Genomic DNA, 15,239 nt, shown 5'->3' with positions numbered 1-15,239 from the left:
CAACAATTTATCCACAAAACTATCCACAATAAAAAGACTAGGGGTATTCCTAGTCTTTTTATAATTTGAACAAGCTATTTTTTATATTTTTATGTATATTCATATACTTTATAACCTCAGTAAACTTCGTTTTATAAAGTATATGAAAATATATATAATAAATGTTCCAAATTTAATAAAAAAGTACAAATAATTTTTTCATCCCTTTTTTATATTTTATATATTTTTAAACTTTAGTCAACTAACTTTAGCGTTACATTTTAAAATGTCGGACTTATATTTAGTATTGATTTCTCTCTTATATACGTCTGGCAGGGTAGGAGTTTCTATTTTTAATTTTGGAGGAAGCTTAGTTATAAATGGTCTTAGTACTCCTTTTTCATCTGGAACTAAATTCAAACTATGGAATCTTTCTAAATTTAACAGGTCCTCTACTTCATAAGGAGCTAACTCTTCTGATAATAATTTAAAGTTAACTTTATCACTTCCAGCTAATAGCATATAGCTAAATCCAGCGCTCTTCATATCATCCATTATATTTTCTAATTGTAACAATGATTGAGTTGCAAATACAGGTTTTAATCTAAACTTACGCATTTGAGGTAATAAAGGACTTAAATACTCCATAACTTTAGGTATCTGATGAGGTTCATCAATTATAAAATGAACTCTTCTAAGCTCTTCTCCATTTGATTTAGAATATCTATTTACACATGCTTCCCATACCCTTGTAGTAAAGAACATAGTTAACATGTTTCTTATATGAGTTGTTCCAAACTTATCTTGGCGCATTTTTATTAATATAACTTTGCCTTCATTAAAAGCTTTTTCAAAATTAATATTATCACTAGGATCCTTACTTAACATACATTCTAATCTAGGTGATTCTCTCATTACACTCACTCTATCTATTATCCTATCTATTTTACTTTCACAAGTCTCTCCATTATCTTCCCCTTTTAAATCCCCTTTTGTATGCTTATCATTAAGTTTAAGTAAGTTATTTATATGGCTACTACAAAATAGTTTAAATTCCTCAGGAACTCTTTTTATGAAATCCATTCTTGTCTCATATAATTCCAAACAGCTTATAACATCTGAGAAGCTAGCATATTGATTAACCGAATAAGTTACATTACAAGCACTAACAAAGAAACGTCTCATAGGGCTTGTTAAGTCTTGGCCATGACTATAACTATTAATTAATTGAACCATTAATTGTGTTTTTTCAGATATTATATCCAACTTATCCATAAGATCCATATCTTCGGTATAAAATTTTTCTGGATATGCTATAGATTCCATACATTCAACTTTAGATAAATCTTTCATAACTAATAAATTAGGAGGTACTATCTTTTCTATAGTTGATGCTAAATCATTGTTTCCTATAAAATCTAAAACAACAATGCTATCTCCATGCTCCATAGATTCGTAAACATTATTTATACAATCATGAGAGTAATTTTTTAATTCTTCGGTTTTCCCACTACCCTGTTTACCTGTTATAGTTAAACCTGTATCCTGGTCCGGATTCGGATTTAAGTAAGCTTCTTCTTTTTTACATGCTGTTCCTGTTCTTATATAACCTTCTTTACATGCAGCAGGAACTTTTTCTTCGTTAATTGAGTTAGCTTTTATATTATGTTTCTTTATAAGTTCTTTACCTGGTTGAGTTATAAATCCCGATACTTCTTCAACACTCATATCATTACTCGGTATAGGCAACTTACTCCTATCTAAATCTATCTTACGCTTTATACCTATAACTTTAGGTCTTAACTTATTATCTCCATCAAGTTTATTGAACGATTGCGCTAATGAATTTATATTTAATTTTTCATTTTCTTTGTTTTTGGATTCGCTCATAATAAGTATTTGAGTTGAGATAGTTTCCAATTGACCTTTTTCTTTAGTGTATTTAGATAGATCTTTCTTTTGCAACATACCTAAATTCTTTTTTAATATAGCTACATCAGTATTAGATTTCTTTTCTCCTCCTAGTAAAGAAGATATTCCGTCCATTATTTCTTCTCCGGATAACATAAGGATCTTTAATAAAAGTTTACCTATTGATTTACTGTCTCTTATTTTATCTACATTCTTACCATCTTTTATTTTTTCCATAGTTTCATTGTATCTAGTTCTAAATCCTTTTTGTTTTTGGCTATTCTTATAATTAAAGTTGTAATATATCCCTATTCTGTCGTCGTCTTGCATCATATTCATAACATTTAATTGAGCTTCTAATAGATCACATGACTTCTTATCTATAATATCAAGTGATAAAGCATCTTCTCTAGTGTATTGAACGCTCATTTTAGTGCAATCATCTGAAAATCTAGGTATATCATTTACTTTTTTCATTTCTACTTTGTTCCAAGTTAAAGATACTTTCTCTATAAACATACTTGCATATACTGTAGGTACTATTAAAAAGAATTCTACACCTTTATTTTTAGATACATGAATATAATAAGCCACTTTAGTTTGAGACTTCATTTCATAATCATATATAAAATCATCTTCAAGTTTAGTAATTCTACTATTTAAATCCTTATAGCATTTATTTATTATATTAGCTATTTCTATTGATTTATAATTTCTAGTATTTTGATGTGGAATTATCTTATAATAAGACAACTCTTTTTTAATATTCGTCATTTCAAAGTAATCAGTTATTTTTATTGATTTCATTTTCCCTTTTAATATCCCCATTTGAAATTTCTTTCCTTTCTTTTAAGAATTTTAAATTATTATTGTGGTCTTTATTTTCTTTACCATCATAATGATTCTTGCATCCTTCAACAAATAAACACATATGTCCGTCCATTCCATTACCTTTTACCTTATCGTAGTTTTCACCTTTGCCATATCCATTACTTCTTTTATTTAATACCTTCAAATATGGTTCATCATCTACTCCTGCATGACCTACCATGAAAGAACTACCTAAGTAACTTTCTCCGTTTTCAAGCATAACTATTACAGGTCTTCTTTTGCCACCTCGACCACTATCCATTATTTTCTTTATATTATCATTAGATTCTTGATTTACAGGCTCTATATCGGCATGCTTACCACCGCCCATCCTAGAACAAACTATATAGTAACCTGTGTAATAATCTATAATTATAAAATTACTTTTAAGATCTAGTTTATTATCAAAGCTTTCCCAGTTAACAACTTGAGATTGTTTTATAAGTTCATTACGTTGACTATCATCTATCTTGTAATCTTCGTTAGCAAAAGACTTACCAGTAACTATTAATATAAGCATTATCAATGCTATACTTACTATCTTTTTACAATGCTTTATAGCTAAATTAATTAATCTCATAATTGCACCCCCTATAAAGTAGCTATTATAGCTGCTATAACAAATGCTAAAACAATATATTTTGTTGTGTCTTTAAATCCTAAGAATCTAAGAACTATTAATATAGCTAAAACAATTAACACTATATCTGGAGCAATGAGTTGTATCTTATCTATTAAGAAGCTCGGATCCTTAATAGACATTCCTATAAACTTAATAACTTCACTACAACCTTTGAAAAAACCGCCTATTACATCACACATTGTATTAAAGTTATCTAAAGCTTCTTGAGTTCTTGCTAACTTACCTTCTGGAGCTTTTGTCATTATACCTTCAATAATATTCTTTGAATCTTCTAAAGTCTTAGGAGTTATAAATAACATTTTAATTCCCTCCTAATCTGAATATCATATCTACAGCTTTAGGTAGAAACTTAATCATAAGAGCAAAAGATATATACTTTACAGCTACCTTTCCAAGCTGTTCTACCGTTCCGCTTACAACACATCTAATAAATTCAACCGCTGCCCCTAATAGGCAAATTCCAAAACAAGCTTCTTTAACGATTTCATAAACTTCTAAAGCTATATCGGTTATACCACCTGCATAAGCAGTTAAGGTAGTTGAACTTATAGATAGAGCTATCATTATAACTAATCTAGTGTACATTTTTCTATTAGTCTTAATGTGACCTATTATCTTATCTAAAGTCACGATGTCTACTGTATTAAAGTCAAACTCTATTATTTCACTTCTTTTAAATTCTCTAATTCTAACAACTTTTTCAGTTATCATTTCACTTACTGTATTCCCGTTTACTATTAATTTCATGGATAATCCCCCTTTTGAATGGTTAAAATATTCTTATAATCTTTATCTTTGGAGGTAGTTGATATGTCTGCATGCACTGTTCACTTTTTAAAAATGTTAGGTTGGTTAGGTGGAGCATTATTAATTAAGTTATTACCTTAAAAAAGGATTTTATAAATTTTTATAGAAATTATTAGGGAATTATATTTTTATAATTCCTTTAGTATTAGGCTTTCACTTCTCTTGGTCGGGTAGATGGAAGCCTTTTAATTTATTTATTACTTTCCATATCTTTTTGTATAAGCATTTTTATATAAGTTGAAATGCCCATTATCTCAGCTTTCTTTAACATATAGTTCATTATTTCTATTTCTTGTATATTTTCTTTAAATGAAATTTGAAATCTATTCCCTTTTTTGGTTTGGCTCATGAAGTTTCACTCCTTTTTCATTATCTATAGTTAATTTATATGTAAAAGTTCATGAAGAATTGCCTGTCCTTATAAATTTTTTCAAAAAAATAAAAAAGGTGAGCCGTAGCCCACCTCTGCAGAGTCCAATGTATTGCCGTATATATAAAAGAAGCCTTTCAGTTTTATCTAGAATTAACCTACTCAAGCTAATTTAACTGTGGCTAGGTCATCTGCATTGCTTAATTATATTATAACCTATATTAAAAAATATAATCATGCCTTATTTTTCCATTTACTTTATATTGTTTTTAGCTTCCATATATCTTTGTAGGAATAGATCTGATTGTTTTAAATCATTTTCATATTTTTCGTAGTATTTATATTCATTTTTATCTATATATTTTATTCCGTTTTTACAAGCAGACTCTAAAGAATTAAATGCTACAGATAATTCGTCTAAAGCTTTATATTCATTGCTAGAACTATCGAAACCACTTTTTATATCAAATATCTTTGAATGAGCAGCATTAGATATATCTCTCGTATTAGCTAGTGTTTTTTGTAATTCTAAATTATCATTCTTTTCAGCTACTTTAGATATTCCTTCTAAATGATTTACATATAATTTCTCATACGTATCAAAGTATTCCATTAATTCATCTGTTGTCATGCTAGGTTTTTTTGATTTTTCAGCTGTATTTTCCTCAGCTGCAGTAGTGTTTGTTTCTACTTCACTTTCATCTGATTGAGATATAGTCCCTATAACTCCTAAAACAAATAATACACACAATATTATTCCCCATTTTTTTAACTTTCTTTTATCCATATAAAACCCTCCTTAATGTAATCCATAAGTATTATATACTATTACATTGTTGAAAAATGTAAAATATTGTATTTTGAATTGAATAATTAGAAATAATTACCAATTTATATATTCTATATTATAATAGTATATATAAATATATTAAGGGGTGCTAAAAATGGCTAGAAGTATAATAAAAAAACCAAGTCTAAAGAAGTCTTTAAAAGCTAGAAGTCCAGTTACTAAAGCTAAGAGAAAATGTAGTACTAAAAAATACACTGATCCAGTAGGAACTGCTAAGAAGAAAGCTTATAATAAAGTTTACAATAAAACTTCTTTTAGTATTTTTGATTTATTTAAATAAATTCTAATGTTTTCATGGAGGTATTGTAGCTTATGAATAAGCAAACTATTTGTAAAGATAAAAATTGCAAGTTCTTTAAAACTTGCTTGATTAAAGATGTTGAAATATTAAAGAAATGTACCGGAAGAGAAGTTAAAACTTCAAATCAAAAAGTAGTAGGGTAATCTCCTACTACTTTTTATTGTATTTAATTAAAAACATGAACCACATGGTACATATCCTTTACTTCTAGCTTGGCTTTCAGTCATAGATATAGCACCTTTCATTCCATGAGAATTTGAAGATTTATGATACTTATTAGATGAAGAACTTCCTCCATTCGCATATACAGTTCTATCTACTACCGGAGGTGGTGTTGGTTCTGGGTCTGGATTAGAAGGAGGTTCCGGAGTAGGAGGTATTGGCATTACAGGATTAGGATTACCTTCAACTCTTGTTAAAGTAGACACCGCTTCTGCTCTAGTTATATTATTTTGAGGTCTGAATGTATTATCTTCAGAATATCCATTCATATATCCAGCTTCTAAAATTGCTTCCACTTCATTTATAGCCCAATTAGATGTATTTACGCCATCTTTATATCCTTTTACTCTATTGTGATGAACATCAGTTATTCTTTTATAGTTAGCAATCATCTTGGCAGCTTGCTCTCTTGTTATAGGCTGATCCGGAGCAAACTCTGTAGCTGACATACCATTACACACTCCGTTAGTAACAGCTATATCTATAGCAGTTTTAGCCCAATGATTTACTGTATCATTAAACACTTTTCCACTAGCATTTGTAAGACCGAATACAGTGTTAAATATTCTAACGAATTCAGCTCTTGTTATTGAATTGTCTGGTCTAAAAGTTCCATCAGGGTAACCATTTATATAACCTTTATTTATGAATGCATTTATTTGACTTTCTCCCCAGTGACCTTTTATATCATTAAATCCTATATTTGTTCTTGAACCATTTATTTCACTAGATACACCATCTGTTTTTATAACCACATTTCCGTCTACATCAGTTCTATATACTTTAGCTCCTATATCTGTATATCTTTGAATAACTTCTGGAGCTGGATGTCCATAGCTATTTTCTCCTACAGAACATACTGCATATTCAGGATCTGCTACTGATAAAAATGTTGGTGTACTTGAAGTCTTAGAACCATGATGAGGAACACTCATAAAATCAACATTCGGAACTATCCCTTGAGAAACCATATCTTTTTCAGTTGAAGATTCCATATCTCCAGTAAATAAAAACTCTGTATTATTATAATCTAAATATGTAACTATGCTATCTTCATTATTATCTGAGTAATCTTTTTCAGGTTGTATAAATTTCATACTAGCTCCGCCTATATCAAAAGCTATTCCTGTTTTACCATCCTGAATATTACAACCCTCTGAACTTGCAAGAGATAATATATTCTCCCAAGTTTTTGAATCGTGTGGCGCATCCTTTGGATATATAAAATTCTTAACATTTAAATCCTTAAATACAGATTGCATTCCACCTATATGATCTGCATCCGGATGTGTAGCTATAAGATATTCTAAATCCATGTTATTTTCTTGCGATTTCAAGTAGTTTACTACAGTATCACCATAGTTACTTTTTCCTGCATCAATTAATGCATCTGTTCCATCTGGAAATTCTATATAAATAGATTCTCCTTGCCCTACATTAATATGATGTACTTCTAATTGATTTGTATCGGCTAATGATACAAATGTACTTCCTGCAATTAATCCAATGGATAATGCGACTGATAAAAATCTTTGTTTAAACTTCATAAAAATCCCCCTTTTTTAGCATCAATATCAGTATACATTAATCGTGTTGTCGAAATTTGTATAAATTGGTAGCTTAAAAATAAAAATAAGACCATTGATTAATAGTCTTATTTTTATAGCAATATGATTTTTATATTTATAGGTTATATTAAGGTTTTTAGTTAATCTCCTATACATAGGATAGAATTATTAAGCTAAAATAATATTAATTAAAAAGTAATTCCTTAATTGTGTTCAATATATTTAAAATTAAAAGCCAGTGTTCTAAGATTTCAACACACACTCTATAAGGTGGTGAATCTAGAAACTTCTTTATATTATCTAATATTGTTTTCATAAGTTACTCTCCTTTTATCATATTGCAATTTACAAATATGAATAGGAGCGTAAACATAATACACATTTAACCTATATATAATATATATTTATATTTATCTAAATTAATTACTTTTTTTATTTATAAACTAAATTCATTTATCAGTCATTGTTTTTCATGTTTAAAATTTCTATGAATTAAAGATATTTAACTAATAATATTATTTTATATATGCAACATTTGTTTTATTGTATAAAATCAAATTATGTATTATTCTATATATATAATTTGATTTTCGTTTAAAGGAGATACGACATGAGTGCTGATATAAGTAGCTTTATCCAACGTGAAACACAAAAAGTAGAATTTGCAATAAACACTAAAAAAGAAGGAATTCTAGAATTTGCAATATTTAATTATTGGAGATATGAACTTTTATTAAAGAATCATAAAGATATAGAGAATTTAGATAATGTTTATTTTGCAAAAGAATTAATGAAATTTTTGTTATATAAATATAAAGAAATAATTATAAACTCTAATACATATAAAGATGATAAATCTATATTTAATAATATTGATCTTGAAGTAAGTAAACAGGAAATCATTGAATTTGCAGATGAATTCTTAGCCCACAATGATTATCTACTCTACAAACCACATACTCAGAAGTTGACTGATGATGATTTCGATAATTTAGAGGAATTACAAGGACAAGATAAAAAAAATAGAGAACCTTACTTTGAGTTTCCTTCCGATTCTTTAGAAAAGTTAAAACAAGCATTTACACTTTATTCTGATAGACAACGAAAAAGATTCCAGGCATTAATCGGTTTAAATATTCCGAAAACTTCTCCCGCTATGTTGGATTTGCTTAATCAACGAAAAACTATAGAAAACATATTTAAATCAAAGCCAAATATTTCTGCAAAACCGGTTCAATTAGAACCTTTAACATCAAAAAATGATGTACATCTTAATTATAATGATATATTGAATAAGCAAGTTGATCATAAAGCAGAAGTAGATTCTTCAATTATACTCTCATGCGAGTTAATAGAAAGAATTAGTGAACAACAAAATAAAATAGGCAACGATATAGATTTCCAATTAAATAAACTTATTGAATTAGAAAAAGCAATTAGTGATAATAACAATAAACAGCTAAAACTTTCAAATACAATACTTCAAGATCAATTAAATATAACACAGGCTCAATTAACTGCAACACAAGCTCAATTAACTGCAACAAAGGAAAGTATCAAATCATCTGACTTGAAGTCTAATGGTGCTATGGTTATATCTATATTATCACTGCTATTATCATTATTTATAGGGATTTACCAAATATTTGATTCTAATAAAACATCTTCAGAGAATTTTAAAAAATATGATATGATTAATAATTCTATAATAGAAGGAAATAAAACTGATAAGTACAACTCAGAAACAACTAATAAGCTTATCGATGAATTAAGGGAAGAAAATAAAAGTCTAAAAGAGGTTATTAATAAGTTAGACTCTTAAATAAAGATAAAGGTAGCTTTAAAAGGCTACCTTTTTTTACTTTTCTTTTTCGTAAGTACACCACCAACCAGTAAGTTCTGTTAATGCTGCCATTTCTCTTTTTACTCTACCCTCTCCCGTAAATCCACCTGTTCTTATTCTCCAATCTCCAGGCTTTTGTTCCTCTAATTCTAAATACCAACCAGTTAAACCATGAAGGTAATCTAGTTGTTTTTGAGCGTTCTCTTTAGATCCAAATCCACCCGTAATTATGTTATAAACTTCTACCTTTTGTATAGGTGGATTGCTATTAAATTTAACGCCTAGGTAGTTACATATTCCATCTGCTATAGCTAGTGCAAACTCGTCTTTTTTAGATTCTATTAAATTTAAATCTTCTGCATTAGATATAAATCCTAATTCTATTAAACAAGCAGCCATATTACTTTCCCTTACCATATGAAGGTTACCTTCTTTAACTCCACGGTTTACAGTATATAGCTTGTCGTTTATTAATTCATCGTGAATGCAATCTGCTAACTTTCTATATTTAAACTTAAGGCAAAAAGTTTCTAAGCCTTTTGAGTTTAAATCTTTAAAGCTATTACAATGAATTGATACTAAAGCATCAGCACCCCATTTATTAGCATCAGAAGTCCTTTGAGATAAAGTTTTAAATACATCTGTGCTTCTAGACATTCTAACTTCTACGTTTCTACTTTCTAATATCTTCTTAATCCTATTACATATATCTAAAACTATATTCTTTTCAAATACATTTCTGACGCCTACTGCTCCACTATCATTCCCACCATGTCCTGCATCTAAATAAACTTTGTACATTGCCATAATTACATCCTCCTTAAATTTTTTAATAAAAAAAGACTAGAAATTAATCTAGTCTTACTTTTGCTTTTCTAAATCTAACTCACCAGTAAACATCTTTAAAAACTTCTCTATTAGAGCTATAAGTCTATTATTAACTGGATTACCTATTCTGACTATATTCTTAAGTATTGATAGTATTTCATACAATACATAACCTATAACAAAAAACTCAGTTATTCCAATAGCTTTAATAGGTAAAATAGATAATATTTCAGAAGGTACAAATTTACTCAAGTCTAATCTTACAAAGGTACTTATCATTTCTAGAAATACTACACTTCCTATCATACATACTTTCCTAATCACGCCATCTATTCCACAAGTACTATTTATCTTGCGTTCTTTTATACACCTCATTAATCCAACAAACATATCAAAAGCAACTAACCATATAACTATTTTCCAATTAAAACTTGATGCTAATACTGCATATAACTCTTTCATCTATATATTCCTCCTAAGTTTTAAAAGGACCTACTATTGTAGATCCTTTCATTTTGAGTATAAAAAAAAGAACTAAGCTATATAGTCCTCGCCTGTTATCTTTTTAAATTCTTCGGGTGATATCTTTTCCCTTACAACTGCAACTTTTACTTGTTCAATTGACCAAAGTCTTTCACCGTTAGACATTTTAGTATTGTAAAAATATTCTATTTTATCGAATCCTAACCAATTCATCATTATAATAGACCTCCATTCATCATAGCGAAAGTTAAATCAGCATTGTCTTTTTCAAGTTTAGTTATCTTAGCTTGTAGATAATTAGTATCCCATTCAGGTTTATATATAGCCTGTCCATTAATCAACTGATAAGCTCCTCCCATTATCTGAAAAGGAAGAGGAGTATTTAACTCAACTTGAACATAATCTCCATAAGGTATTTCAATTACATCTGTTATTCTTTTTACTTCATCTGTTTGTACATAAAATGTTTTTAACATATTTAATCCTCCTATAATTTTAATTTTGGAAAAGTATTAACTCTTATATTTTGCCCTACAACTCCTGTATCCATAGCTACACCTATTTCTTTAGTCATTAAAGTATCTTTATATAATTGATCTAAAGGTATTACTATGTCTTTAGATGTAGTTCTATATAAATATGGTTTAACGGTGCTTTCTATTATGCAATAATCTTGAGGCAATCGAACCGCTAAAACTTGATAATCACATGCGATTTCATTAATTTTTGTAAAACTATCTCCATTTATCTTGTACATATATATTGCAAAAGTAGAGTAACCACTTCCTTCTCTAAGTGATAAAGCATAATGCAAACCATCTACTGAAAGTGCGCCACCGTTTATAGTATAGCCACTAGGGCATGTTATTGTGGATTTTATAACCATATTAGATAATTGTCCCAATGGATCAAAAGTACATTTTTTAGCTGTACCATCGCCATTTAATAAGACTAGATTTTTATCGTCAATCCACTCAATAGATGTTACACCTTTAATTTTCATATCTGTCCCAAAATTGTAAGTGCCATCTTTTTGTAGAAAGAAAAATGGAATATAATTTCCTTCATGTAATACAGTTATACATGTTCCGCTTGGATTAGAAACAAGCTTATAACCGTAAGAGTTATCTCCCAACCTAAAGACTTGTTTGTAATTAAATGTACCTTTTACCCTAGTGAATATATATGATACATAACTATAACTTGAATCATTAGCCAAACTACAATGTACTCCAATTACTGTAGCATCTGAATTTATAGTCACAGAGTAGAAGGATGGGTTATCTCTACTATTTTCAGCAACGGGTGCGGGCATAGATGTTAGTATGCCATTTTCATTTTTGTAACAATACATTTTCTTTTCATTTGTACACAAAAATAGTAATGATCCATCTTTACTAAATGCTAATGAACATTGCGAACCTCTAGTTGGTACAACATCAGGATTGGGCATCTTAATAAAAGTATCATTTACATTTTTGTACATATGTAAATAAGGGGAAGAAGAGGACATAGCTACTAAATATTTACCATCTTCTGTCATTAAAGACTGAATAAAAGTGCCAGTAAATTCAGGTAAATTAAAGTCCTTGACCATATCTAACTTAGTATCCCAATTACCGTACCTTTTCCAAACAACCGCATCATTTTTGTTAATATTACCTCCGAATACTTCCCCACTTTTCATGGTATCCCATCCAGGAGGGAACTCTCTTAAAGATCCATTTACTCCGAATATAGAAGTACCTTCTTTTATATTTTTGGCAATTAAATTAGCATCACCTTTAATTGTTATATCGCCTTTATAATTTCCTTTTGGCAATACTATATTTGTAGTAGAAGGAGTTATAGTTTGTGCGCCACCTCTATCAATTACTTTATTATCTATTAATGCATAAGTATCTATAAGCTCTTTAAGGCTTACATTATTAGCTAACATTCAATCACCTCCTATAGCTTAGCTAGTAAGCTATTTGCTATCTGTACACCTCTAGCTTTTTGGCCGTTTAATTCTGTAGCTAACTCATTCAAAGCGCCTTCTACATTGTCACTTGTAAAATAATTATTAACATCTTTTATAGTTGTTTTTTCTGCGGTAGTATCTATATTTTCAACTTTAGTTTTCAAGCCTTGTATTTCTTCATCGATTTTAAAATTATCATCGACAAAATCTTGTCGTTTTGGAAATTCATTGCCTTTCCAATTATTAAGCCCTATGTTAGGGGTTTTATTTGCACTTGGCATCCTTAACACCTTCCTTTCTATAAACCTCAAATTGATCCCAAGTTAGGTTCAAGCTATCCCACTCATCAAACGTATGGTTGAAATTGTCAAATTCATCCCAAGTTAAGTATGTAAACTCGTAACTATGTGCTAGATGGCATGGCTTTATTTCTTCTATAGTTTTGTCTAACTCATTAAGAGCTGCCGGTATTCCTTTTGCACCAACGAATTTAATAATAAAGCTATAGTCATCATAATTATCAATTATTTCTACCTCTCCATTTGAATAGGCTTCGCAAACATTTTTCATAACACTTAATGTAGTTGTACCTCTACTTCTCATTTTAGCCTTAATATTTTCTCTTCGAGTTTGTATATCGTGGTTATTTTTAGCTATACCTAACATATTTTCCCAATAATCTAAACCCCAAGTGCAAGTTTCGACGAAAAATTGATTTAAAGTATCTTCAACCTCTTTGTGCAAAGTATCAGTTTCTAAGTTAAGTGAATTTTGAATAACCATATCTATATCATTTTCATAAAAAGAAGGTAGTTGCTCTATTAACTTCAAGCTACCACCTCACTTATATTTATAGTATTTATATTTGGAATTTTATCACTGGATATTGAGATATTAGAAGTTGTGCCATTTATACTCAAACTTATAACATCTTCCACACTATCTAAATTTGCTAACAATCCATATACCTTACTGTATACAAACAGATTAGTAACATCTTTTAAATAAAGATTTAATTCAACTTCTAAGCTTTTCTTAACATCTTCTATAGTATAACCGTTAATTAACTTAACAGAAGCCACTAAATGTATATCTAAGACCGTAGGAGTTACAACGGTTAAGTTAACCCCAATAGGCATATTCTCCATTATATGAAGCTTAACTTCTTCTACTATTTCAGAAGATAAAGGCTTATTATTATTTCCTATAGCTAAAACTTTTACAGTACCGTTTCCATTCCAAAGCGGTGTCACAATTGCCCTTTCAACTCCACTTACCTCCAATGCCCATTCTTCGTAATGTGCTTTATTTCCACTAGTACTAGGATTATCCATACTTTTAACGAATCTTTTTCTTAATTCTTCGTCAGTTTCTACATCAATTCCACCTACGAAATCATTCAAAGCAATTAAACTTTTTATATTGCTATTAGTTTCTATTAACTCAAAATTAGTGCCTTTTATAACATTGTAAATAACTCCAACTTCTAAGGCTTCCACCTCTAAGATGTCAGTATCAGGCAGTACTATATCATTTAAAACTAAATACCTTAAATTGTTATATGATACAATAGTTCCATTTTCTATTTTAGTTTCTTCTACGCCTGTAACTTTAATCTGACCATGTGCTTTTTTACCTTGTTTCCTATATACCCCGAGCTCATTAACTCTTCTATCTAAGAAACTATCAAAGTTTGTTTCTATAAATCCTAAACTAAGAATATCACCCATATTTATATAAGCTTTTGCAAGTTCTAAAGATGTAGGAGAAATCAAATTACTTGAGTAACTTCCTTCTCTTTTATTTAATAAATTAGGAAACTTATCTAAAATTCTTTGTCTTATAACTTCGTAGGTTTGGCTACTAAACATTAGATTATCACCTCGCTTTCTCCGTATATAGTTTTGATATTCATATTTACTTTCAAGACATCTGAATTAAGTATTACTTCTTTTACATCTACTTCTAAAATATATTCATTTATTAACAAAGCTTCTTTTACATACCTTTTAGCTTCTTCCTTTGTAAGTCCTTTTGAATATCCTTTACCTATCAACTCTCTTAATTCACAACCATAATCCCACGAATAAATTTTATATAAATATCTAGGAGTTAATAATGCTTTATATATCCAAATCTTTATAGCTTCGTTTCCTTCTACTATCTTAAAATCTCCATTTTCAATAACTGGCTTATTATTTTCATAGTCCCAAGCAATTTCTTTATAAAGTGGTAATTCCTTTTTAGTAACCACATTTTCTACAGAAGCAGGACTTATAAAAGGAAATAAATCACTCATATAGTCACCGCCTTGCTCAATAAAATAAAAGTATTGTTAAACTCAATTAACAATACTTCATCATTTACATTTAATTCATCTTTTAAATTGTGTGTAACAGTTTCATTTGTAACATCTATGTCTACATTATTTAAAGTTAGTAAACTACTAGCTATTTTAAAATCTTCAACTCCCAAATCCATATTGTTTAAATTAATAACTAAATTAGGAAGCTTAGTTTTAACCTTACCTAAATGAAAAAAATTTTGCTTAGGAGGTACATCTTTTATTATTCCTAGCATTTCTAAGTATGGATTTTGCAT

21 protein-coding genes are annotated in these 15,239 nt (G+C 29.0%); 3 read left to right on the top strand and 18 right to left on the bottom strand.

Going from position 1 to position 15,239, the window contains the following annotated elements:
• Positions 1–237: 237 nt before the first annotated feature.
• The 6 genes from KXZ80_RS07755 to KXZ80_RS07730 form a co-directional block, all read right to left on the bottom strand.
• Complete coding sequence (locus KXZ80_RS07755; RefSeq protein ID WP_147422475.1) at positions 238–2,697, bottom strand: type IV secretory system conjugative DNA transfer family protein; 2,460 nt, start codon at positions 2,695–2,697, stop codon at positions 238–240.
• Positions 2,675–3,340 (bottom strand): hypothetical protein, encoded by a 666-nt coding sequence (locus tag KXZ80_RS07750; RefSeq protein WP_021432911.1) that lies wholly within the window; start codon positions 3,338–3,340, stop codon positions 2,675–2,677. Before KXZ80_RS07750 ends, KXZ80_RS07755 begins: the two co-directional genes overlap by 23 nt.
• A gap of 11 nt (positions 3,341–3,351) precedes the next feature.
• Complete coding sequence (locus KXZ80_RS07745; RefSeq protein WP_021432910.1) at positions 3,352–3,702, bottom strand: hypothetical protein; 351 nt, start codon at positions 3,700–3,702, stop codon at positions 3,352–3,354.
• 1 nt (position 3,703) lies between these two features.
• Positions 3,704–4,150 (bottom strand): hypothetical protein, encoded by a 447-nt coding sequence (locus KXZ80_RS07740; RefSeq protein ID WP_021432909.1) that lies wholly within the window; start codon positions 4,148–4,150, stop codon positions 3,704–3,706.
• Between the two features lie 250 nt (positions 4,151–4,400).
• A complete protein-coding gene (locus tag KXZ80_RS07735; protein ID WP_021432908.1) occupies positions 4,401–4,559 on the bottom strand; it encodes a hypothetical protein in 159 nt (52 codons plus the stop codon).
• 274 nt (positions 4,560–4,833) lie between these two features.
• Complete coding sequence (locus KXZ80_RS07730; protein WP_021432907.1) at positions 4,834–5,367, bottom strand: hypothetical protein; 534 nt, start codon at positions 5,365–5,367, stop codon at positions 4,834–4,836.
• Between the two features lie 157 nt (positions 5,368–5,524).
• Here KXZ80_RS07730 and KXZ80_RS07725 point away from each other — a divergent pair, with 157 nt between their 5' ends.
• Both KXZ80_RS07725 and KXZ80_RS17765 read left to right on the top strand, forming a co-directional pair.
• Positions 5,525–5,710, top strand: a complete 186-nt coding sequence (locus KXZ80_RS07725) for a hypothetical protein (protein ID WP_021432906.1) — start codon at positions 5,525–5,527, stop codon at positions 5,708–5,710.
• Between the two features lie 32 nt (positions 5,711–5,742).
• The gene (locus tag KXZ80_RS17765) at positions 5,743–5,874 is read left to right on the top strand and encodes a hypothetical protein (protein WP_021432905.1); all 132 of its coding nucleotides are present in this window, start codon (positions 5,743–5,745) and stop codon (positions 5,872–5,874) included.
• 27 nt (positions 5,875–5,901) lie between these two features.
• Here the strand turns inward: KXZ80_RS17765 and KXZ80_RS07720 are convergent, their stop codons facing one another.
• Together KXZ80_RS07720 and KXZ80_RS17760 are read right to left on the bottom strand one after the other, a co-directional pair.
• Positions 5,902–7,500 carry an S-layer homology domain-containing protein gene (locus tag KXZ80_RS07720; RefSeq protein ID WP_021432904.1) on the bottom strand — a complete coding sequence of 533 codons (1,599 nt, stop codon included), beginning with the start codon at positions 7,498–7,500 and terminating at the stop codon, positions 5,902–5,904.
• Positions 7,501–7,705: 205 nt separating this feature from the next.
• Positions 7,706–7,837 carry a hypothetical protein gene (locus tag KXZ80_RS17760; protein ID WP_264317396.1) on the bottom strand — a complete coding sequence of 44 codons (132 nt, stop codon included), beginning with the start codon at positions 7,835–7,837 and terminating at the stop codon, positions 7,706–7,708.
• A 294-nt stretch (positions 7,838–8,131) separates the two neighbouring features.
• Between KXZ80_RS17760 and KXZ80_RS07715 the strand changes: the two genes are divergently transcribed.
• Positions 8,132–9,343 carry a hypothetical protein gene (locus KXZ80_RS07715; RefSeq protein ID WP_021432903.1) on the top strand — a complete coding sequence of 404 codons (1,212 nt, stop codon included), beginning with the start codon at positions 8,132–8,134 and terminating at the stop codon, positions 9,341–9,343.
• Between the two features lie 36 nt (positions 9,344–9,379).
• Here KXZ80_RS07715 and KXZ80_RS07710 read toward each other — a convergent pair whose 3' ends face one another.
• The 10 genes from KXZ80_RS07710 to KXZ80_RS07665 all read right to left on the bottom strand — a co-directional run bounded on the left by KXZ80_RS07710 (position 9,380) and on the right by KXZ80_RS07665 (position 15,239).
• Positions 9,380–10,171, bottom strand: coding sequence for an N-acetylmuramoyl-L-alanine amidase family protein (locus KXZ80_RS07710; protein ID WP_021432902.1), 792 nt, complete (start codon positions 10,169–10,171; stop codon positions 9,380–9,382).
• Positions 10,172–10,225: 54 nt separating this feature from the next.
• On the bottom strand, positions 10,226–10,654 hold the full coding sequence (locus KXZ80_RS07705; protein ID WP_021432901.1) for a phage holin family protein: 429 nt from the start codon (positions 10,652–10,654) through the stop codon (positions 10,226–10,228).
• A gap of 72 nt (positions 10,655–10,726) precedes the next feature.
• The gene (locus tag KXZ80_RS07700; protein ID WP_021432900.1) at positions 10,727–10,891 is read right to left on the bottom strand and encodes an XkdX family protein; all 165 of its coding nucleotides are present in this window, start codon (positions 10,889–10,891) and stop codon (positions 10,727–10,729) included.
• The gene (locus KXZ80_RS07695; protein ID WP_021432899.1) at positions 10,891–11,151 is read right to left on the bottom strand and encodes a hypothetical protein; all 261 of its coding nucleotides are present in this window, start codon (positions 11,149–11,151) and stop codon (positions 10,891–10,893) included. Before KXZ80_RS07695 ends, KXZ80_RS07700 begins: the two co-directional genes overlap by 1 nt.
• Positions 11,152–11,162: 11 nt before the next feature.
• Positions 11,163–12,614, bottom strand: a complete 1,452-nt coding sequence (locus KXZ80_RS07690) for a hypothetical protein (RefSeq protein WP_021432898.1) — start codon at positions 12,612–12,614, stop codon at positions 11,163–11,165.
• Between the two features lie 11 nt (positions 12,615–12,625).
• Positions 12,626–12,919, bottom strand: a complete 294-nt coding sequence (locus KXZ80_RS17660) for a hypothetical protein (RefSeq protein WP_021432897.1) — start codon at positions 12,917–12,919, stop codon at positions 12,626–12,628.
• Positions 12,903–13,469: a putative phage tail protein gene (locus KXZ80_RS07680; RefSeq protein WP_021432896.1), complete on the bottom strand. Its 567-nt coding sequence runs from the start codon at positions 13,467–13,469 to the stop codon at positions 12,903–12,905. The genes KXZ80_RS17660 and KXZ80_RS07680 overlap by 17 nt, the downstream gene beginning before the upstream one ends.
• Complete coding sequence (locus KXZ80_RS07675; protein ID WP_021432895.1) at positions 13,466–14,509, bottom strand: baseplate J/gp47 family protein; 1,044 nt, start codon at positions 14,507–14,509, stop codon at positions 13,466–13,468. The genes KXZ80_RS07680 and KXZ80_RS07675 overlap by 4 nt, the downstream gene beginning before the upstream one ends.
• Positions 14,509–14,937, bottom strand: a complete 429-nt coding sequence (locus KXZ80_RS07670; protein ID WP_021432894.1) for a DUF2634 domain-containing protein — start codon at positions 14,935–14,937, stop codon at positions 14,509–14,511. The genes KXZ80_RS07675 and KXZ80_RS07670 overlap by 1 nt, the downstream gene beginning before the upstream one ends.
• Positions 14,934–15,239: a DUF2577 family protein gene (locus tag KXZ80_RS07665; protein ID WP_021432893.1), complete on the bottom strand. Its 306-nt coding sequence runs from the start codon at positions 15,237–15,239 to the stop codon at positions 14,934–14,936. Before KXZ80_RS07665 ends, KXZ80_RS07670 begins: the two co-directional genes overlap by 4 nt.

The organism is Paraclostridium bifermentans, from assembly GCF_019916025.1.
Taxonomy (GTDB): Bacteria; Bacillota; Clostridia; order Peptostreptococcales; family Peptostreptococcaceae; genus Paraclostridium; species Paraclostridium bifermentans.
This window is presented reverse-complemented; position numbering and strand designations above follow the sequence as displayed.